The following is a 14,797-nucleotide window of genomic DNA, read 5'->3' on the forward strand; positions in this document are numbered from 1 at the left end:
CTCAGACCGACGGCTGCGGCGGGCTCGTCGCGGTCGAGCCGGTGCTGATCCGCACGCCGATCTCCGAGCCGCGGATCACCGAGGTCCCCGCCGAGGGATCCGTCCCGGCGACCTGGCCCTCGGGCACCGACGAGTCGACCTGGCTCATCCCGCCGACCACGAACCCCGCCGCCTTCAGCGCGCTGACGGCCGCGTCGACGCTCTTGCCCGTCACGTCCGGGATGGTCACCATCGGCGCCTTCACGAGGGACTGGTCGGGCTTCGCGAACGCGGAGCCGCCGTACTCGCGGTCGAAGGCGGTCATCACCGGGTTCCAGATCCGGTGCCGCGCGAGGATCGCCGAACCGCTGTCGAGGTCGATCGAGTCGAGCGCCATCCGCTTGCCGGCGTCGTTCAGTGCGGAGATGCTGCCGACCCAGACCGCGAGGGCGACCTCGGAGGAGGCGCCGAGCGTCCAGCCGTCGGCCGCACCGTCGGTGGTGCCGGTCTTGGTGATGTGCTCGATGCCGTCGCCGGGGCTCGCCGCCTGACCGGTGCCCTGCGAGGTGACCTCGAGCAGCGCGTACTGCGTGGCGCGGGCGACGGCCGTCGTCGTCGACTGCGTGCAGGTCGAGGCGGGCGCCTCGATGTCCTGCCCCTCGGGCCCGATGATCGAGTCGATGGCCACCGCGCTGCAGGTCCGGCCGTCGTTCGCGACGCCCGCGTAGGCGACCGCCATGGTCAGCGGGGCGATCTCGTTCGTGCCGAGCACCGTCGCCGGGGATTCGAGCAGCGGGGTCGCATCCGCGCGATGCACGCCGAACGCCTCCGCGGTCTTGCGGATGTCACAGAGGTCGAGCAGGTGTGCCATGCCGATGAAGCCGGTGTTGATGGAGTCGATCGTGGACTCCAGTGCGTTCAGCGAGGCAGGGAAGATCTGCCCGCCGTTGTTGTTCGGATTGAACACCCCGTAGTCCTGCGGGCCCTCGCAGCTGTCCTGGAAGCCGGTCCAGTTCTTGTTCTTGGCGTCGAACTGCTCGAGCAGGGTGTGCCCGTCCTGCAGCCACTCCATCAGCGTGAAGACCTTGTAGGTGGAGCCCGGCTGGAAGCCGTTGCCGCCCCCGTAGGCCGCGTCGACCGAGAGGTTGATCGCGGAGTACTCGGCGCCGTCGGCCGAGGCGATCTGCTCCGGGTCCTGGCTGTACTTCTTGTTCTGCACCATGCTCAGGATCCGCCCGGTCCCGGTCTCCACGCCGACGGCCGCGGCCCCGACGTCGAAGCGCGGGTCGGTCGCGGGCACCTGGTCGGTCATGACCTGCGCCGAGGTGTCCTGCATGGCGAGGTCGATCGTCGTGTAGACCTTGAGCCCGCCGCGCTTGAGCGCCGCGTAGCGCTCGTCGGCGGTGGCGCCGAGGGCCGGGTCGTTGCGCAGCACGTGCGAGACGTAGTCGCAGAAGTAGGCGGCGCTGCCCGCGGTCTGGCAGCCGGTCGACGGGGGAGTGATGACCGGCTCGATCGGCGCGGCCTTCGCGGCGTCGCGGGTCGCGGCGTCGATCTTCCCGTACTCGAGCATCCGGTCGAGGATGTAATCGCGCCGGCTCGTGGTGAGCGCGTAGCCGTTCGCCTCGCCGTTGTCGGGGTCGTCGGGGCGGTCGAAGCGGAACTTCTCCGGGTTGTTGACGATCGCCAGCAGCGCGGCCGACTGCCCGACCGTGAGGTCGGCCGCGTCGACGCCGTAGTAGTACTCGGCCGCGGCCTCGATGCCGTAGACGGTGCCGCCGAAGAGGGCGATGTTGAGATAGCCGAGGAGGATCTCGTCCTTCGAGTACTCCTTCTCCACCCCGATCGCGAGACGCATCTCCTTGAGCTTGCGCTCGGGAGTGGTCGCGGTCGCCTCCGCGTAGGCCGCGGCGCGCTCGGTCTCGTCGCTGATCGACTCGGCCTTCTGCACGAGGACGTTCTTGACGTACTGCTGCGTGATCGACGAGCCGCCCTGCGGCGCCGCGTCGAGGAGGTAGGTGCTGGCGACGGCGCGCAGGGTGCCCTGCAGGTCGATGCCGCCGTGCTCGTAGTAGCGCGGGTCCTCGCTCGAGACGAGGGCGTCGAAGACCGGCGCCGCGATCTGGTCGGCGGCCACCTCGATGCGGTTCTGGTCGTAGAAGGAGGCGAGGAGCGTCGGGTCCTCGGGGTCGCCCGCGTAGACGTCCGTCTTCTGCATCAGCTCGCCGACCTCGAGGTAGCTCGGCAGCGACTGGAACGCCGAGATCGTGCCCGAGGTGGCGGCCCCGGTGAGCGCGACCGCCGGCGCCACGACGATCGTCGCGAGCAGCCCGGCCAGCACGCTGACGATCACGAATCCGAACAGCGCGCCGAGGGCCCCGTGGACGGTGCGACGGGGCTGGAAGACGGGAACGTTCGGACGCTTCAGGATGGATCCTCTCGGTGCACCAGCACCCTAGGCGACGCTCCCGACATCCCCGCCCAGGCGCGCCCGCGGCTCCAGCGCCCGGCACGGAACACGTCCGCCCGCTGACGGGAGCGAGCCGCGGGCACATCCTCCGCGCGACGACCACGTGACCACGTGACCCTTCAGCCGTGCGGGCACGCTGAGTGACCCGCGCTGTTCAGGGTGAGGACCGGATCGCCGACGTCCTGCACGGTCGGTGTCGTGCGACGGGGTGGCGCACGCCGTCAGGTGCGGCGGCCCGGCGACGTCACTCGGAATCGGCGGTGAGCAGCGTGCCGTTGATGTCGGCGTTGTCGCCCGGGTTCTTCGACGCCTCGCCGATGCTCACCTGCAGCGGGATGACGGCACCCCGCAGGACGGTCTCGTCCGCGCTGGGCGTCGTCGAGACGACGGAGCCCTCGGGGACCGACGTCGAGCCGACAGGCTCACTCCTGCCGACGGAGAAGCCGGCGGCGGTGAGGGTGGCCGTGGCCGCGGCGACCGTCAGCCCGGTCACGTCCGGCACCTCGGTCAGCGTGGCGGTGCGCGGGGACGACGCGAGCATCGAGGCGGGCGGGTCGATGAAGTCGTCGCCGCCGTACTTCTGGTCGAGCGCCGTCATGATCGGCTTCCAGATCGCGTGACGCGCGTCGGCGGCCCGGATGGTCCCCTCCTCGCCGGTGAGGCGGGTGGTGCGGAGGTTCTGCTTCGATCCGTCGTCGAAGCCCTTGATGCTGCCGACCCAGACGGCGAGCGACGCGGAGCGGCTGGCGCCGGCGGTCCAGACGTCCGCCGCCTCGTCGGTCGTGCCCGTCTTGCCGATGTGCTCGATGCCGTCGCGCGGGTCCGAGGCGGTGGCGGTACCGGAGGTGATGACCCGCTGCATGGCGTACTGCATTCCTCGAGCCACCTCCGGGGTGACGGACTGCGTGCAGGACGGGGCGGGCGGCGCCACGGCCGCGCCGGCGCTGTCCGTGATCCGGTCGATGACGATCGCGGCGCAGGTCGTCCCGTCGTTCGCGATGCCGGCGTACGCGTTGGCGACGGTGAGCGGTGCGATCTCGTTGGTCCCGAGAACCGCTGCCGGTCCGCTCTGCAGCTCCTTGGCGTCGGCGCGGTGGATGCCGAAGGACTCCGCCGTCGTGCGGATGTCGCAGAGGTCGAGCTGGTTGGCCATGCCCATGAAGCCGGTGTTGATCGAGTTGGCCGTCGCCTGGACCGCGGTCATCGATGAGGCGTCCTCGGACGCGACGTCGTTCCGCGGTGCGAACCGCGCACCCGCGTAGTAGCCGTCGTTCGCGGTGTCGCACTTCTGCGGATAGGAGCGGAAGCCCGAGGTCGGCGACGGGAACGACTCGTTGAGAGTGTGACCCGCCTGCAGCCACTGCGCGAGGGTGAAGACCTTGTAGGTCGAGCCGGTCTGGACGCCGGCCGTGCCGCCCATGTCGACGTCGACGTTGAGGTTGATCGCGCTGAAGCCGGGGTTCGCGGCGAGGAACTCCTCGTCCTGGCTGTACTTCGTGTTCTGCACCATGGACAGCACGCGGCCGGTGCCGGCCTCGACCGACGCGGCGGTCGCGCCGACCTGGAAGCGGGGGTCGTACGACGGGATGTAGGCGTTGATCGCCGCCTGCGAGACCTGCTGGATGTCGAGGTCGAGGGTCGTGACGATGTCGAAGCCGCCCTGGCGGATCCGCTGGTAGCGCTCGTCGTCGTCGGCGCCGAACGCCTCGTCGTTGCGCAGCACGTTCAGCACGTACTCGCAGAAGTACGCCGCGTTGCCCGCGGTGGCGCAGCCGGTGGAGGGCTCGGTGATGTTCGGCGTGATCGGCTCGGCGATCGCCGCGTCGTAGACCTCCTGGCTGATCTTCGAGTACTTCAGCTCCTCGGCCAGGATGTAGTCGCGACGCTCCTTCGTCGCGGCGTAGCCGTTCGCGGCGCCGTTCGCCTCGTCCGTCGGGTCGTCGAAGCGGAACTTCGACGGGTTGTTGACGATCGCCAGCAGTGACGCCGCCTGCGAGGTCGAGAGCTGGCTGGCGGGGATGCCGTAGTAGTAGTTGGCCGCGGCCTCGATGCCGTAGACCGTCCCGCCGAAGAGCGCGATGTTGAGGTAGCCGAGCAGGATGTCGTCCTTCGACGTCTCCTTCTCGAGGCCGATCGCGAGGCGCATCTCCTTGAGCTTGCGCTCGGGGGTCGGGTCGGTGGCGAGCTTGTAGGCGGCGTCGCGCTCGGCCTCGTCGGTGATCGACTCGGCCTTCTGCACGAGGACGTTCTTGACGTACTGCTGCGTGATCGACGAGCCGCCCTGCAGGTCGTCGCCGGTCAGCGTGACCGCGAGCGCGCGGAGCGTGCCCTGCAGGTCGATGCCGCCGTGCTCGTAGAAGCGCGGGTCCTCGCCGGCGACCGCGGCGTCCTTGGCGGTCTGCGCGACCTCGTCCCAGCCGACCTCGACGCGGTTCTGGTTGTAGACGGAGGCGAGGAGGGTGGTGCCGTCGCCCGCGTAGATGTTGGTGCGCTGCATCAGCTGGCCGGCGTCGAGGTAGCCGGGCAGGTTCTGGAACATGCCGATGGTGTTGCTGGTCGCGAGGCCCGTCAGCGCGAGCGCCGGAGTGACGCCGACGGTGATCAGCACGCCGGCCACGGCACTCATCCCGATGAAGCCCAGCACTGCCCGCAACGACATCCCGAGCGGTCGAGCGGAGCTGCGGGATGCGGTGGGGAGAGCCATGGAGCGGGAGGTCCTTCCGGCGCGGTGGTGCCGCGCGAATGCAGGGTGGCGGGTCGTCGCGCCGGTCGTGCGAATCCCCTCGGTCATGGTACGCGACGCGCCCGGGAGGAGGGGGTCCTCCGAGAGGACGAGATGCACCTGTGACGAGGCGTCCGCGACCTCGGAATCGGACGGCGACCCGGAGGTGGGAATCCGGCGCGCATGACCGGCGGAAGGCGCCCCCGGCGACGCCGCTTCCGTATCGTGGAGGGTGCGTCCCCGCGAGGGGAGCGTCGGCATCACCGCACCACCAGTCGCCCCGGGGCCCCGGGGCGGTCGGCCCCGGCAGAAAGCACACACCATGGCACGCATCCACGACGACGTGACGCAGCTCGTCGGCAGGACCCCGCTCGTCCGCATCAACCGCCTCGACGGAGCGGACAGCGCCGTCGTCCTGGCCAAGCTCGAGTTCTACAACCCCGCGAACAGCGTGAAGGACCGCATCGGCGTCGCGATCGTCGACGCCGCCGAGGCGTCGGGGGAGCTGCCGCCGGGTGGCACGATCGTCGAGGGCACGAGCGGCAACACCGGCATCGCGCTGGCCATGGTCGGCGCGGCCCGCGGCTACAAGGTGATCCTGACGATGCCCGAGACGATGTCGACCGAGCGCCGGGTCCTGCTGCGCGCCTACGGCGCCGAGATCGTGCTGACCCCCGGCTCCGAGGGCATGCGCGGCGCGGTCGAGAGGGCGCAGGCCATCGTCGCCGAGACCCCGGGCGCCGTGCTCGCCCGTCAGTTCGAGAACGCCGCCAACCCGGAGGTGCACCGCCGCACGACGGCCGAGGAGATCTGGGAGGACACCGACGGCGAGGTCGACGTCTTCGTCGCCGGCATCGGCACGGGCGGCACCATCACCGGCGTCGGCCAGGTCCTGAAGGAGCGCAAGCCCGGCGTGCAGATCATCGGCGTCGAGCCGATCGACTCGCCGCTCCTCACGCAGGGCACGGCCGGCCCGCACAAGATCCAGGGGATCGGCGCCAACTTCGTGCCCGCCAACCTCGACCGCGACGTCTACGACGAGATCATCGACGTCACCCTCGACGACTCGGTGCGCGTGGCACGCGCGATGGCGGCGCAGGAGGGCATCCTCGGCGGCATCTCCTCCGGCTCGATCATGTGGGCGGCCCTCGAGGTCGCGAAGCGCCCCGAGAACGCGGGCAGGACGATCGTCGCGATCGTCTGCGACTTCGGCGAGCGGTACATCTCGACGGTCCTCTACGAGGACCTCCGCAGCTGAGCGCCGCCGGACCCCGTCAGGGCGTGGCCGGACGTCCCACCGCCCTCGCACGCCTCCGCGAGGACGTGGCGGCCGCGCGCCTGCGCGACCCTGCGGCCCGCAGCGCGGCGGAGGTGGTGCTCGCCTACCCGGGGCTGCACGCGGTCTGGGTGCACCGCCTCGCCCACCGGTGGTGGCGGCGCGGCGCGCGCCTGCCGGCCCGGCTGCTCGCGCAGGCGGCCCGCGCGGCGACCGGAGTGGAGATCCATCCCGGCGCGACGATCGGCCGCCGGCTCTTCATCGACCACGGCATGGGTGTCGTGATCGGCGAGACGGCGCTGATCGGCGACGACTGCATGCTCTACCACTCCGTCACACTGGGCGGGAAGTCGGCGAAGCGCGAGCGGCGCCACCCGACGCTCGGCGACCGCGTGGTCGTCGGCGCGGGGGCCGTGATCCTCGGGCCGATCGTGCTCGGCTCGGACGTGAGCGTCGGCGCGAACGCGGTCGTGGTGAAGGACGCCCCGGACCACGCGGTGCTGGTCGGGATCCCCGCCCGTGACCTGCGCGCGCTGGGCCGTGCCGAGGACGCGCTCGCGGATCCGGCATTCTGGATCGACCCCGCGATGTACATCTAGGGCCGAGCCGTCGAAGGCCGGCCCGTCCACGGCCGAGGCGGGGTCTCAGTCGTCGTCGTCGCGGCGCGAGATGTCGCGCTTCGCGCTCTTGATCACCGCGAACGCGTCCAGGGCGTGCACCCGCGTCTCCTTGAGGTCGAGGATCGGTGCGGGGTAGCCGTCCGCCTCCGGCGTCAGCGTGTCGCCGAGCGTCCACGGCTCGTGGATCACGGTGCGGTCGAGCTCGGCCAGCTCCGGGACGTACTCGCGCAGATAGCCGCCCTCCGGGTCGAACTTCTTCGACTGCGTGACGGGGTTGAACACGCGGAAGAACGGCGACGCGTCGGCGCCGGACCCCGCGACCCACTGCCAGTTGGCGGCGTTGCTCGCCGGGTCCGCGTCCACGAGCGTGTCCCAGAACCAGTCCTCGCCCACCCGCCAGTCGACCAGCAGGTTCTTGATCAGGAACGACGCGGTGACCATCCGGACCCGGTTGTGCATGTAGCCGGTCTTCCAGAGCTCGCGCATCCCCGCGTCGACGAGCGGGAAGCCGGTGCGGCCCTGGTGCCAGGCATCGATCTTGTCCTCGCCCGGGTGGCCCCAGGGGAAGGAGTCGAAGCGGGAGTCGAAGTTGGCGGTCGCGAGGTCGGGCCAGTGGAAGAGCAGGTGGTAGCAGAACTCGCGCCAGAGCACCTCGGCGAGGAAGCGGTCGCTGCCCTCACCGCGGTGCTGCCCCTTCGCGTGCGCCTCCTCGAGAGCGTGCCAGACCTGGAACGGGCTGATCTCGCCCCAGCGCAGGTGCGGAGACAGATTCGAGGTGGCATCGCGCGCCGGCAGGTTCCGGTCGTCGGCGTAGTCGTCGAGCTGCTCGGCGAGGAACGCACGCAGCCGCTTCGCCGCCGCCTTCTCGCCCGGCACCCAGCGCTCGCGGAGCCCGCCCGCCCAGTCGGGGCTGGTCGGCAGCAGCTGCCAGTCGTCGAGGTCGTCGGAGGCCGCCTCCGTCTCGATCCCGTCGATCTCGCGCGGTCGCGGCAGCGGAGCGCGCGGGGTGTCCCGGTTGCGGCAGGCGCGCGCGAACGGCGTGTAGACGGAGTAGGGGGTGCCGCCGCCGGTCTGCACGGTCCACGGCTCGAAGAGCAGCGAGCCCTGGTGGCTCTCCGCCTCGACGTCCCGGTCGCGCAGCGCCTCCTTGATCGCGGCGTCGACGGTCCGCTCCGCCTTGCCGTAGCGGCGGTTCCAGTGCACCGCGCCCGCGCCCAGCTCCTCGGCGAGCTGCAGGACGACGGCCTCGGCCGGTCCGCGGCGCAGGATCAGGGACGCTCCGGCCTCCTCGAGGTCGCCCGCGAGCGCGAGCAGGCTCCCGTGCAGCCACCAGCGGGCCGCGCCGCCGAGCGGTCGGATGCCGTCGGACTCCTCGTCGAGCACGTAGCAGACGGCGACGGGGCCGCCGCGGTCGATCGCGGCCCGGAGTGCCGGATTGTCGGCGAGACGCAGGTCGTCGCGGAGCCAGACGAGGGTGGGGGAGGAGCTGCTCATGGTCCCTCCATGATCCGCGAGCGCGGCGCCCCTGCGAAGTGCTGGCCGCACGGCGGCGGGGCGTGCTAGCGGAGGGCGGGGGCGCTCAAGCCGAGGCGACGCGCTCGCGCAGCTTGTCGCAGAGGGCGGTCAGCTGCTCCAGCTCGTCGTCGTCGAGGGCCGCTCCGACGTGGTCCGAGATCGTCTGCATGTGCGTCATCGCCACCCGCCGGAAGAGCGCGTAGCCCTCGTCGGTGATCTGGATGACCGTGCCGCGGGCGTCGGTCGGGTCCTCGCTCTTGGTCACGCAGCCGCGGGCGACCAGGCGGTCGATCAGGCGGCTGACGCTCGGCTGCGTCAGGAGGACGTGCTTGTTCAGGTCCCGGAGCCGGGCCCGGCGCTCGGGCTGCAGCGTGAGGTTGAAGAGGACGTCGTACTCGTTGAGCGAGATCTCCTTCGACGGGAAGTCGGTGCTCAGCGCCCGCATCACGTGCACCTGCGCTCGGAACAGCGACTCCCACGCGGCGACCGCACGTCTCGAGCTCACGCATCCTCCTTGTGTTCCGTTCAGGATACGGCGTCTCGACGGCCCCGCGGCGCCCGGGGCGGGGGGTCGTCCGGAGGGTGTCGCGCGGAGGCGGTGCTCAGTCCGGGAACGACAGAAGGCCGGCCGCTGAGGCGAGCGGCCGGCCTTCATTCCCTTGCACCAAGAGTGTCCTGCAATCACTTCTTGCGCTTCCCGCCACAGCAAACGGTCGACGCACTTGAACTATATAACGGATCGATAACGCCGCAAGGACCGATTTCCTGAGGTTTCCCTGTGACCCCGCGTCGCCCGGAGGCGGGGTCTCGATACGCCGCGTCCCGCGGCTCCTCGACCAGCATGGTTGCGCGGCCTCCGTCAACCGAGCGCGGGACCCGCAGGCACGCGGAGCGCTGCCGCTTGCAGACGCGCGAAGCTCCGCTGTCCCTTTCATGCTGATCGAGTAGCCCGCTCCGCGGGCGTATCGAGATCCACCCTCCGTCTGAGCATGGGTCTCGATACGCCGCTCCGCGGCTACTCGACCAGCATGTCGTGGTGCCGCCCCCGTCCGACTCGTGCCGAACGACCAGCCGCCCTCTGCGAGGCGTTCGGTGAGAAACGCGTGCCAGCGTTTCTCACGAGCCGTAGGGAGGACGCTCTCTGAGACGCGACCTCCCGCGGAGCCGACCGCGGCGGAGCGAGCGCTCGCGCTCGCGCAGCACATCGAGCACGTGAGGAGTGGGCGCGAGCGCCCACTCCTCAAAACAGGTCGGGGCTAGGGGTGGACGCGTAGCGGATGGCGACGTCCGCGTGGCGGTCGAAGCGGTAGCCGACGCCGCGGACGGTGCGGACGATGTCCTCGTAGCGGCCGAGCTTGGCGCGGAGGCGGCGGACGTGCACGTCGATGGTGCGCTCGTTGGGGGCGTCGTCGTCGGCGGCTCCCCAGAGTGAGGAGATCAGCTCGGCGCGCTCGATGGTGCGGCCCTCGCGGAGGACGAGGTACTGCAGCAGCTCGAACTCCTTGTAGGTGAGGGCCGTGGTCTCGTCGTCGAGGATGACGCGCTTGCGCGAGATGTCGATGACGACGCCGCCGGGGGCCCGGTCGAGGTCGGGCTCGGTCTCGGAGCGGCGGCGGGCGACAGCGGCCGGATCCTGGAGGGCGAGGCGGACGACGTCGACGTCGCGGCCGCCGGCGCCCTGGGGGGCGAGTGCGACGGAGGCGTAGGTCTCGGCGTCGGGAGCGAACTCGGCGGTGACGCGCTTGAGCTCCTCGACCAGGCGGCCGAGGTCGATGCCGGCGGCGCGGGCCTTGGCCTCGTCGATGCCGACGTAGAGGGCGAAGCCGCGGGCCTCGGTGCCCTGCGGCACGGCGCGGAGCCGGGGAGCGGCGGGTGCGGGCTCGGGGGCGGCCTGGAGGCGGGGGGCCTCGGCGGGAGCGGAGACGGGACGGGCGTGGAGGAGGGACATGACGAATCCTTGGGCTGGTCGGATCCGGGACGAGTGTCCGGGGAGCGGATCCGGGTGTGCGCGCGAGAGCCGGTGCACGAGGTGCGGGCCGGCAGGGGCGGATGCGGGGCATCCAGGGGTTCACCGCGCCTGCGACGCCCGGCCGATCGGAGGATCGTGACGATCAGTGCGATCGGGGGCGGAGGCTGTGCGGAGAACCGGCGAGGGTGATTCCTCAGGCGCACATTCGACAGCGCAGGACGAGGCCGCCGGCCATCATCATGCCGGCATCCCCGATGGCCTCAAGGGAGGTCAGGGCGTGCGCGTTGTCAGTCATGGTCGAAAGTAAAGCGGATGGTGGCGGACCCCGTCAACAGATCCGCGCACACTGGCGCGGTCCGGGCGCCGCGGCGGGCGCCCGGAGCGGCTCAGCCGGCGAGCCCGTAGAGGCGGTCGCCCGCGTCGCCGAGGCCGGGGACGATGTAGCCCAGCTCGTTGAGCTTCTCGTCGAGCGAGCCGAGGACGATGGTCACGTCCTTGCCGACGAACGCCTTCTCCACGGCCGCGAGGCCCTCGGGGGCGGCGAGCAGGCAGACGGCGGTGACGTCCTCGGCGCCGCGGTCGAAGAGGAACTGGATGGCGGCGATCAGCGAGCCGCCGGTGGCGAGCATCGGGTCGAGCACGAAGCACTGGCGGTTGGACAGGTCGTCGGGCAGGCGCTCGGCGTAGGTGGTCGGCTCGAGGGTCTCCTCGTTGCGTGCCATGCCCAGGAAGCCCACCTCGGCGGTGGGGATGAGCTTGACCATGCCCTCGAGCATCCCGAGGCCCGCGCGCAGGATCGGCACGACCAGCGGCTGCGGGTCGCTCAGCGCGAGACCGGTGGTCGTGGTGACCGGCGTCTCGATGGTGACGGTGCGGGTGCGGACGCCGCGGGTCGCCTCGTAGGCGAGCAGGGTCATCAGCTCCTCGGCGAGCTGCCGGAAGGTGGGGGAGGGGGTGCGCTTGTCGCGCAGCACGGTGAGCTTGTGCGTGATCAGCGGGTGGTCGGCTACATGGACGCGCATAAGCTCAATCTACTTGCCGGTCGGAGTCGGCCGGAGCCGGACGAGGGGGCGCGATGCGCGAGAGCGACCTCCCCCTCCCTCCCGAGGCGGACGCCTGGATGCGGCTCGCGCTCGACGAGGCCCGCCGGGCCGCCGGGTGGGGCGACGTGCCGGTCGGCGCGGTGGTCGTGGACGCCGAGGGCGCGGTGATCGGGCGCGGCCGGAACGAGCGCGAGCTGCGCACGGATCCGACGGCGCACGCCGAGGTGGTCGCACTGCGGGAGGCCGCGGCGGCCCGCGGTGACTGGCAGCTCGCGGGCTGCACCCTCGTGGTCACGCTCGAGCCGTGCGCGATGTGCGCGGGGGCGATCCTCGCCTCCCGGCTCGAGCGCGTCGTCTTCGGAGCGTGGGACGAGAAGGCGGGCGCGGCCGGCTCGGTGCACGACCTGCTCCGCGACCGACGGCTGCACCACGTGGTCGAGGTGTACCCGGGGCTGCGCGCCGACGAGGGCGCCCGGCTGCTGCTCGACTTCTTCGCGGCGAAGCGCTGAGCGGGCCGGAGCGCGGTCAGCCCTGCGCGCCGACCCACTCGGTCAGCGCCGCCTCCGTCGCCGTCCGCATCCGCTCGAAGCGGCCCTCGCGCACGTCGTCCTCGAGCTGCTCGTGCCCGTAGCCCGCTCCCGCGGCGTACTCGGCGTCGCCCTCGAGCCAGCGCGCGGCCAGCTCGCCGGTGAGCTCCGGGTGGAACTGCACGCCGAGCAGCCAGTCGTCGATCGCGAACGCCTCGACGGCGTAGGAGGGCGAGGAGGCGAGCAGGGTCGTCCCCGCCGGCAGGTCGAAGGTGTCACTGTGCCACTGCATCACCGGGACCTCGGCGAGGTGGCGCAGCGGCGAGCGGGTCCCCGCCTCGGTCGCGACGATGCCGCGGAAGCCGACCTCGCGGGTCGGGCCCGGCCGGACCTCCTCGCCGAGCGCGGCGGCGATCAGCTGCGCGCCGAAGCAGACGCCGAGGGTCGGCCGGCGGTGGTGCAGCCGGTCCTGCAGCAGGGCGATCTCGGGCGAGATGAAGGGGTGCCGGGCGGTCTCGTAGACGCCGGCGCTCGAGCCGAGGGTGACGACGAGATCGGGCGCGAGGATGTCGACCGAGTCGAGGTCGGTGCCGGCGACCGCGTCGACCGCGAAGCCCCGGTCGCGCAGCATCGGCTCGAGGGCGCCGAGTCCGGCGCCGCGCTCGTTGACGATCGCGAGGACGCGGCGCATCAGCCGGCGCTCCCGCTGGTGGCGGTCGGCTCCGCCGAGGGCGGCTGCGCCCCGCGGTCGACGTCGGGTTCGAGGTAGATGACGCGGGCGGCCGGGACCGCGTCGCGGATCCGCTTCTCCGTCGCGTCGATCCCCTCGGCCAGCTCGGCCATGGTCTCGGCGGCGGGGAAGGCGAGCTTGGCGGCGACGAGGATCTCGTCCGGACCGAGGTAGAGGGTCTTCATGTGGATGACGCGCTCGACGTCCGGACCGGCCTCGATGGCCGCGCGGATCGCCGCGGCGTCGGCCGGGGTCGCGCCCTCGCCGACCAGCAGGCTCTTGGTCTCGACGCCGAGGACGATCGCGACGACGACCAGCAGGGTGCCGATCATGATGGTGCCGATCGCGTCGAAGACCGTGTTCCCGGTGATCACCGAGAGGCCGACGCCGAGCAGCGCGAAGACGAGACCGGTGAGCGCGGCGACGTCCTCGAGCAGCACGACCGGCAGTTCCGGCGCCTTCGCCCGGCGGATGAACTGCAGCCAGGACTGCTGCCCGCGGACCTTGTTCGACTCCTTGACCCCGGTGCGCAGCGAGTAGCCCTCGAGGCAGATCGAGACGACGAGGACCAGGATCGGCAGCCAGGCGTTCTCGAGCTCGTGCGGCTCGGCGATCTTCTCGACACCCTCGTAGATCGAGAAGACACCGCCGACGGAGAAGAGGATGATCGCGACGACGAAGGCGTAGACGTAGCGCTCGCGGCCGTACCCGAACGGGTGCTCCTCGTCGGCGGCCTTCCGCGACTTGCGGCCGCCGAGCAGCAGCAGCAGCTGGTTGCCGGAGTCGGCGAGCGAGTGCACGCCCTCGGCCAGCATCGAGGCCGAGCCGGAGAAGAACCAGGCGACGAGCTTGGTCAGCGCGATGCCGAGGTTCGCGGCCAGCGCCGCGATGATGGCGGAACCGCCTCCGGATGCGCTCACGGGGTCTCCTCGGGGTGACTCGTCGGGGTGCTGGTGCTCGGGGGTGGTCGGCCCATCCTAGGAGGCGGGCGCCGGGCAGCAGGCTCCCGCCGTCGACCGAGTCGTGCCCCTTGCGGAGAGATCGCCTTCGTACGATGGGCGGATGACCGACGCACCCGTGCAGCTCCCGTCCATCGCCGTCCTCGGGCTCGGCTCGATGGGGGGCGCGATCCTCAGCGGACTGCTCGCCCCCGACGTGGAGGTGCAGGGCGGTGTCCGCGTGACCAACCGCGACGCGGAGAAGGCGGCGCGCTGGAGCGGCCACCCGGTGGTGACCGCGTTCGCGACCGCCGACGACCCGGAGGCGAACCGGCGCGCGGTCGACGGCGCCGCCGTGGTGCTGGTGGCCGTGAAGCCGCACATGGTTCCCGCGCTGCTCGACGAGATCGCCGACGCCGTCGCCCCCGGGACGATCGTGGTCAGCGTCGCGGCGGGAGTGACCGTCGCGACGTTCGAGGCGCACCTGCCCGCGTCGGTGTCCGTGCTCCGCTCGATGCCGAACACCCCGGCCGTCGTGGGCCGCGCGGTCACCGGCCTGAGCGCCGGCACCCGCTCGAGCGAGGACGACCTGGCGCTGGTCCGCCGGCTGTTCGAGACCGTCGGCGAGGTGGTGGAGGTGCCGGAAGCGCAGCTCGACGCGCTGTCGACGATCTCGGGATCGGGGCCGGCCTACGTCTTCCTCCTGGTCGAGGAGCTGACCGCCGCGGCGCTCGCCAAGGGCTTCACACCCGAGCAGGCGGCGACGATGGTCACCGGCACCTTCCGGGGCGCCGCCGAGCTGCTGGTGCACTCCGGCGAGGAGCCCGCCGAGCTGCGCCGCCGGGTCACCAGCCCGAACGGCACGACCGAGCGCGCGATCGCCGTGCTGCAGGAGGCCGACCTCGCCGCCCTCTTCACCCGCGCCACCGACGCGGCCCTGGCCCGTGCCCGCGAGCTCGCCGCCTCCTGACCCCTGCCGCTCCTCCGCGAGATGCCACTTATGAGCCC

Annotated in this window: 12 protein-coding genes; 4 read left to right on the top strand and 8 right to left on the bottom strand. The window is 71.8% G+C overall.

All coding sequences use genetic code 11. The features are described 5' to 3' along the window. Position 1: 1 nt before the first annotated feature. Together MT355_RS01595 and MT355_RS01600 are read right to left on the bottom strand one after the other, a co-directional pair. Positions 2–2,332 carry a penicillin-binding protein gene (locus MT355_RS01595; RefSeq protein ID WP_243598285.1) on the bottom strand — a complete coding sequence of 777 codons (2,331 nt, stop codon included), beginning with the start codon at positions 2,330–2,332 and terminating at the stop codon, positions 2–4. A 361-nt stretch (positions 2,333–2,693) separates the two neighbouring features. Next, complete coding sequence (locus MT355_RS01600; RefSeq protein ID WP_243598286.1) at positions 2,694–5,153, bottom strand: penicillin-binding protein; 2,460 nt, start codon at positions 5,151–5,153, stop codon at positions 2,694–2,696. A gap of 340 nt (positions 5,154–5,493) precedes the next feature. On the opposite strand from MT355_RS01600, the gene cysK reads away from it, so the two are divergent. Together cysK and epsC are read left to right on the top strand one after the other, a co-directional pair. Beyond that, complete coding sequence (gene cysK / locus MT355_RS01605; RefSeq protein ID WP_123736823.1) at positions 5,494–6,429, top strand: cysteine synthase A; 936 nt, start codon at positions 5,494–5,496, stop codon at positions 6,427–6,429. A gap of 23 nt (positions 6,430–6,452) precedes the next feature. Continuing rightward, on the top strand, positions 6,453–7,046 hold the full coding sequence (gene epsC, locus MT355_RS01610; protein ID WP_243598287.1) for a serine O-acetyltransferase EpsC: 594 nt from the start codon (positions 6,453–6,455) through the stop codon (positions 7,044–7,046). Between the two features lie 45 nt (positions 7,047–7,091). Here the strand turns inward: epsC and MT355_RS01615 are convergent, their stop codons facing one another. The 4 genes from MT355_RS01615 to upp form a co-directional block, all read right to left on the bottom strand. Then, positions 7,092–8,561: a deoxyribodipyrimidine photo-lyase gene (locus tag MT355_RS01615; RefSeq protein ID WP_243598288.1), complete on the bottom strand. Its 1,470-nt coding sequence runs from the start codon at positions 8,559–8,561 to the stop codon at positions 7,092–7,094. An 85-nt stretch (positions 8,562–8,646) separates the two neighbouring features. Further along, entirely contained in the window at positions 8,647–9,027 is a 381-nt protein-coding gene (locus MT355_RS01620) for a MarR family winged helix-turn-helix transcriptional regulator (RefSeq protein ID WP_243598696.1), read from the bottom strand. 795 nt (positions 9,028–9,822) lie between these two features. Continuing rightward, positions 9,823–10,530 carry a winged helix-turn-helix domain-containing protein gene (locus MT355_RS01625; protein WP_123736761.1) on the bottom strand — a complete coding sequence of 236 codons (708 nt, stop codon included), beginning with the start codon at positions 10,528–10,530 and terminating at the stop codon, positions 9,823–9,825. Between the two features lie 407 nt (positions 10,531–10,937). Then, positions 10,938–11,573: a uracil phosphoribosyltransferase gene (gene upp / locus MT355_RS01630; RefSeq protein ID WP_123446624.1), complete on the bottom strand. Its 636-nt coding sequence runs from the start codon at positions 11,571–11,573 to the stop codon at positions 10,938–10,940. 53 nt (positions 11,574–11,626) lie between these two features. On the opposite strand from upp, the gene tadA reads away from it, so the two are divergent. Next, entirely contained in the window at positions 11,627–12,103 is a 477-nt protein-coding gene (gene tadA, locus MT355_RS01635; RefSeq protein ID WP_243598289.1) for a tRNA adenosine(34) deaminase TadA, read from the top strand. A 16-nt stretch (positions 12,104–12,119) separates the two neighbouring features. On the opposite strand, the gene MT355_RS01640 is transcribed toward tadA, so the two are convergent. Next, positions 12,120–12,812 (bottom strand): gamma-glutamyl-gamma-aminobutyrate hydrolase family protein, encoded by a 693-nt coding sequence (locus MT355_RS01640; protein ID WP_123736762.1) that lies wholly within the window; start codon positions 12,810–12,812, stop codon positions 12,120–12,122. Further along, positions 12,812–13,771: a cation diffusion facilitator family transporter gene (locus MT355_RS01645; protein WP_243598290.1), complete on the bottom strand. Its 960-nt coding sequence runs from the start codon at positions 13,769–13,771 to the stop codon at positions 12,812–12,814. The genes MT355_RS01640 and MT355_RS01645 overlap by 1 nt, the downstream gene beginning before the upstream one ends. Before the next feature lie 142 nt (positions 13,772–13,913). Between MT355_RS01645 and proC the strand changes: the two genes are divergently transcribed. Continuing rightward, entirely contained in the window at positions 13,914–14,759 is an 846-nt protein-coding gene (gene proC / locus MT355_RS01650) for a pyrroline-5-carboxylate reductase (RefSeq protein ID WP_243598291.1), read from the top strand. Positions 14,760–14,797 lie beyond the last annotated feature (38 nt).

This window comes from Rathayibacter sp. VKM Ac-2929 (genome assembly GCF_022815495.1).
In the GTDB taxonomy this organism is placed as follows: Bacteria; Actinomycetota; Actinomycetes; order Actinomycetales; family Microbacteriaceae; genus Rathayibacter; species Rathayibacter festucae.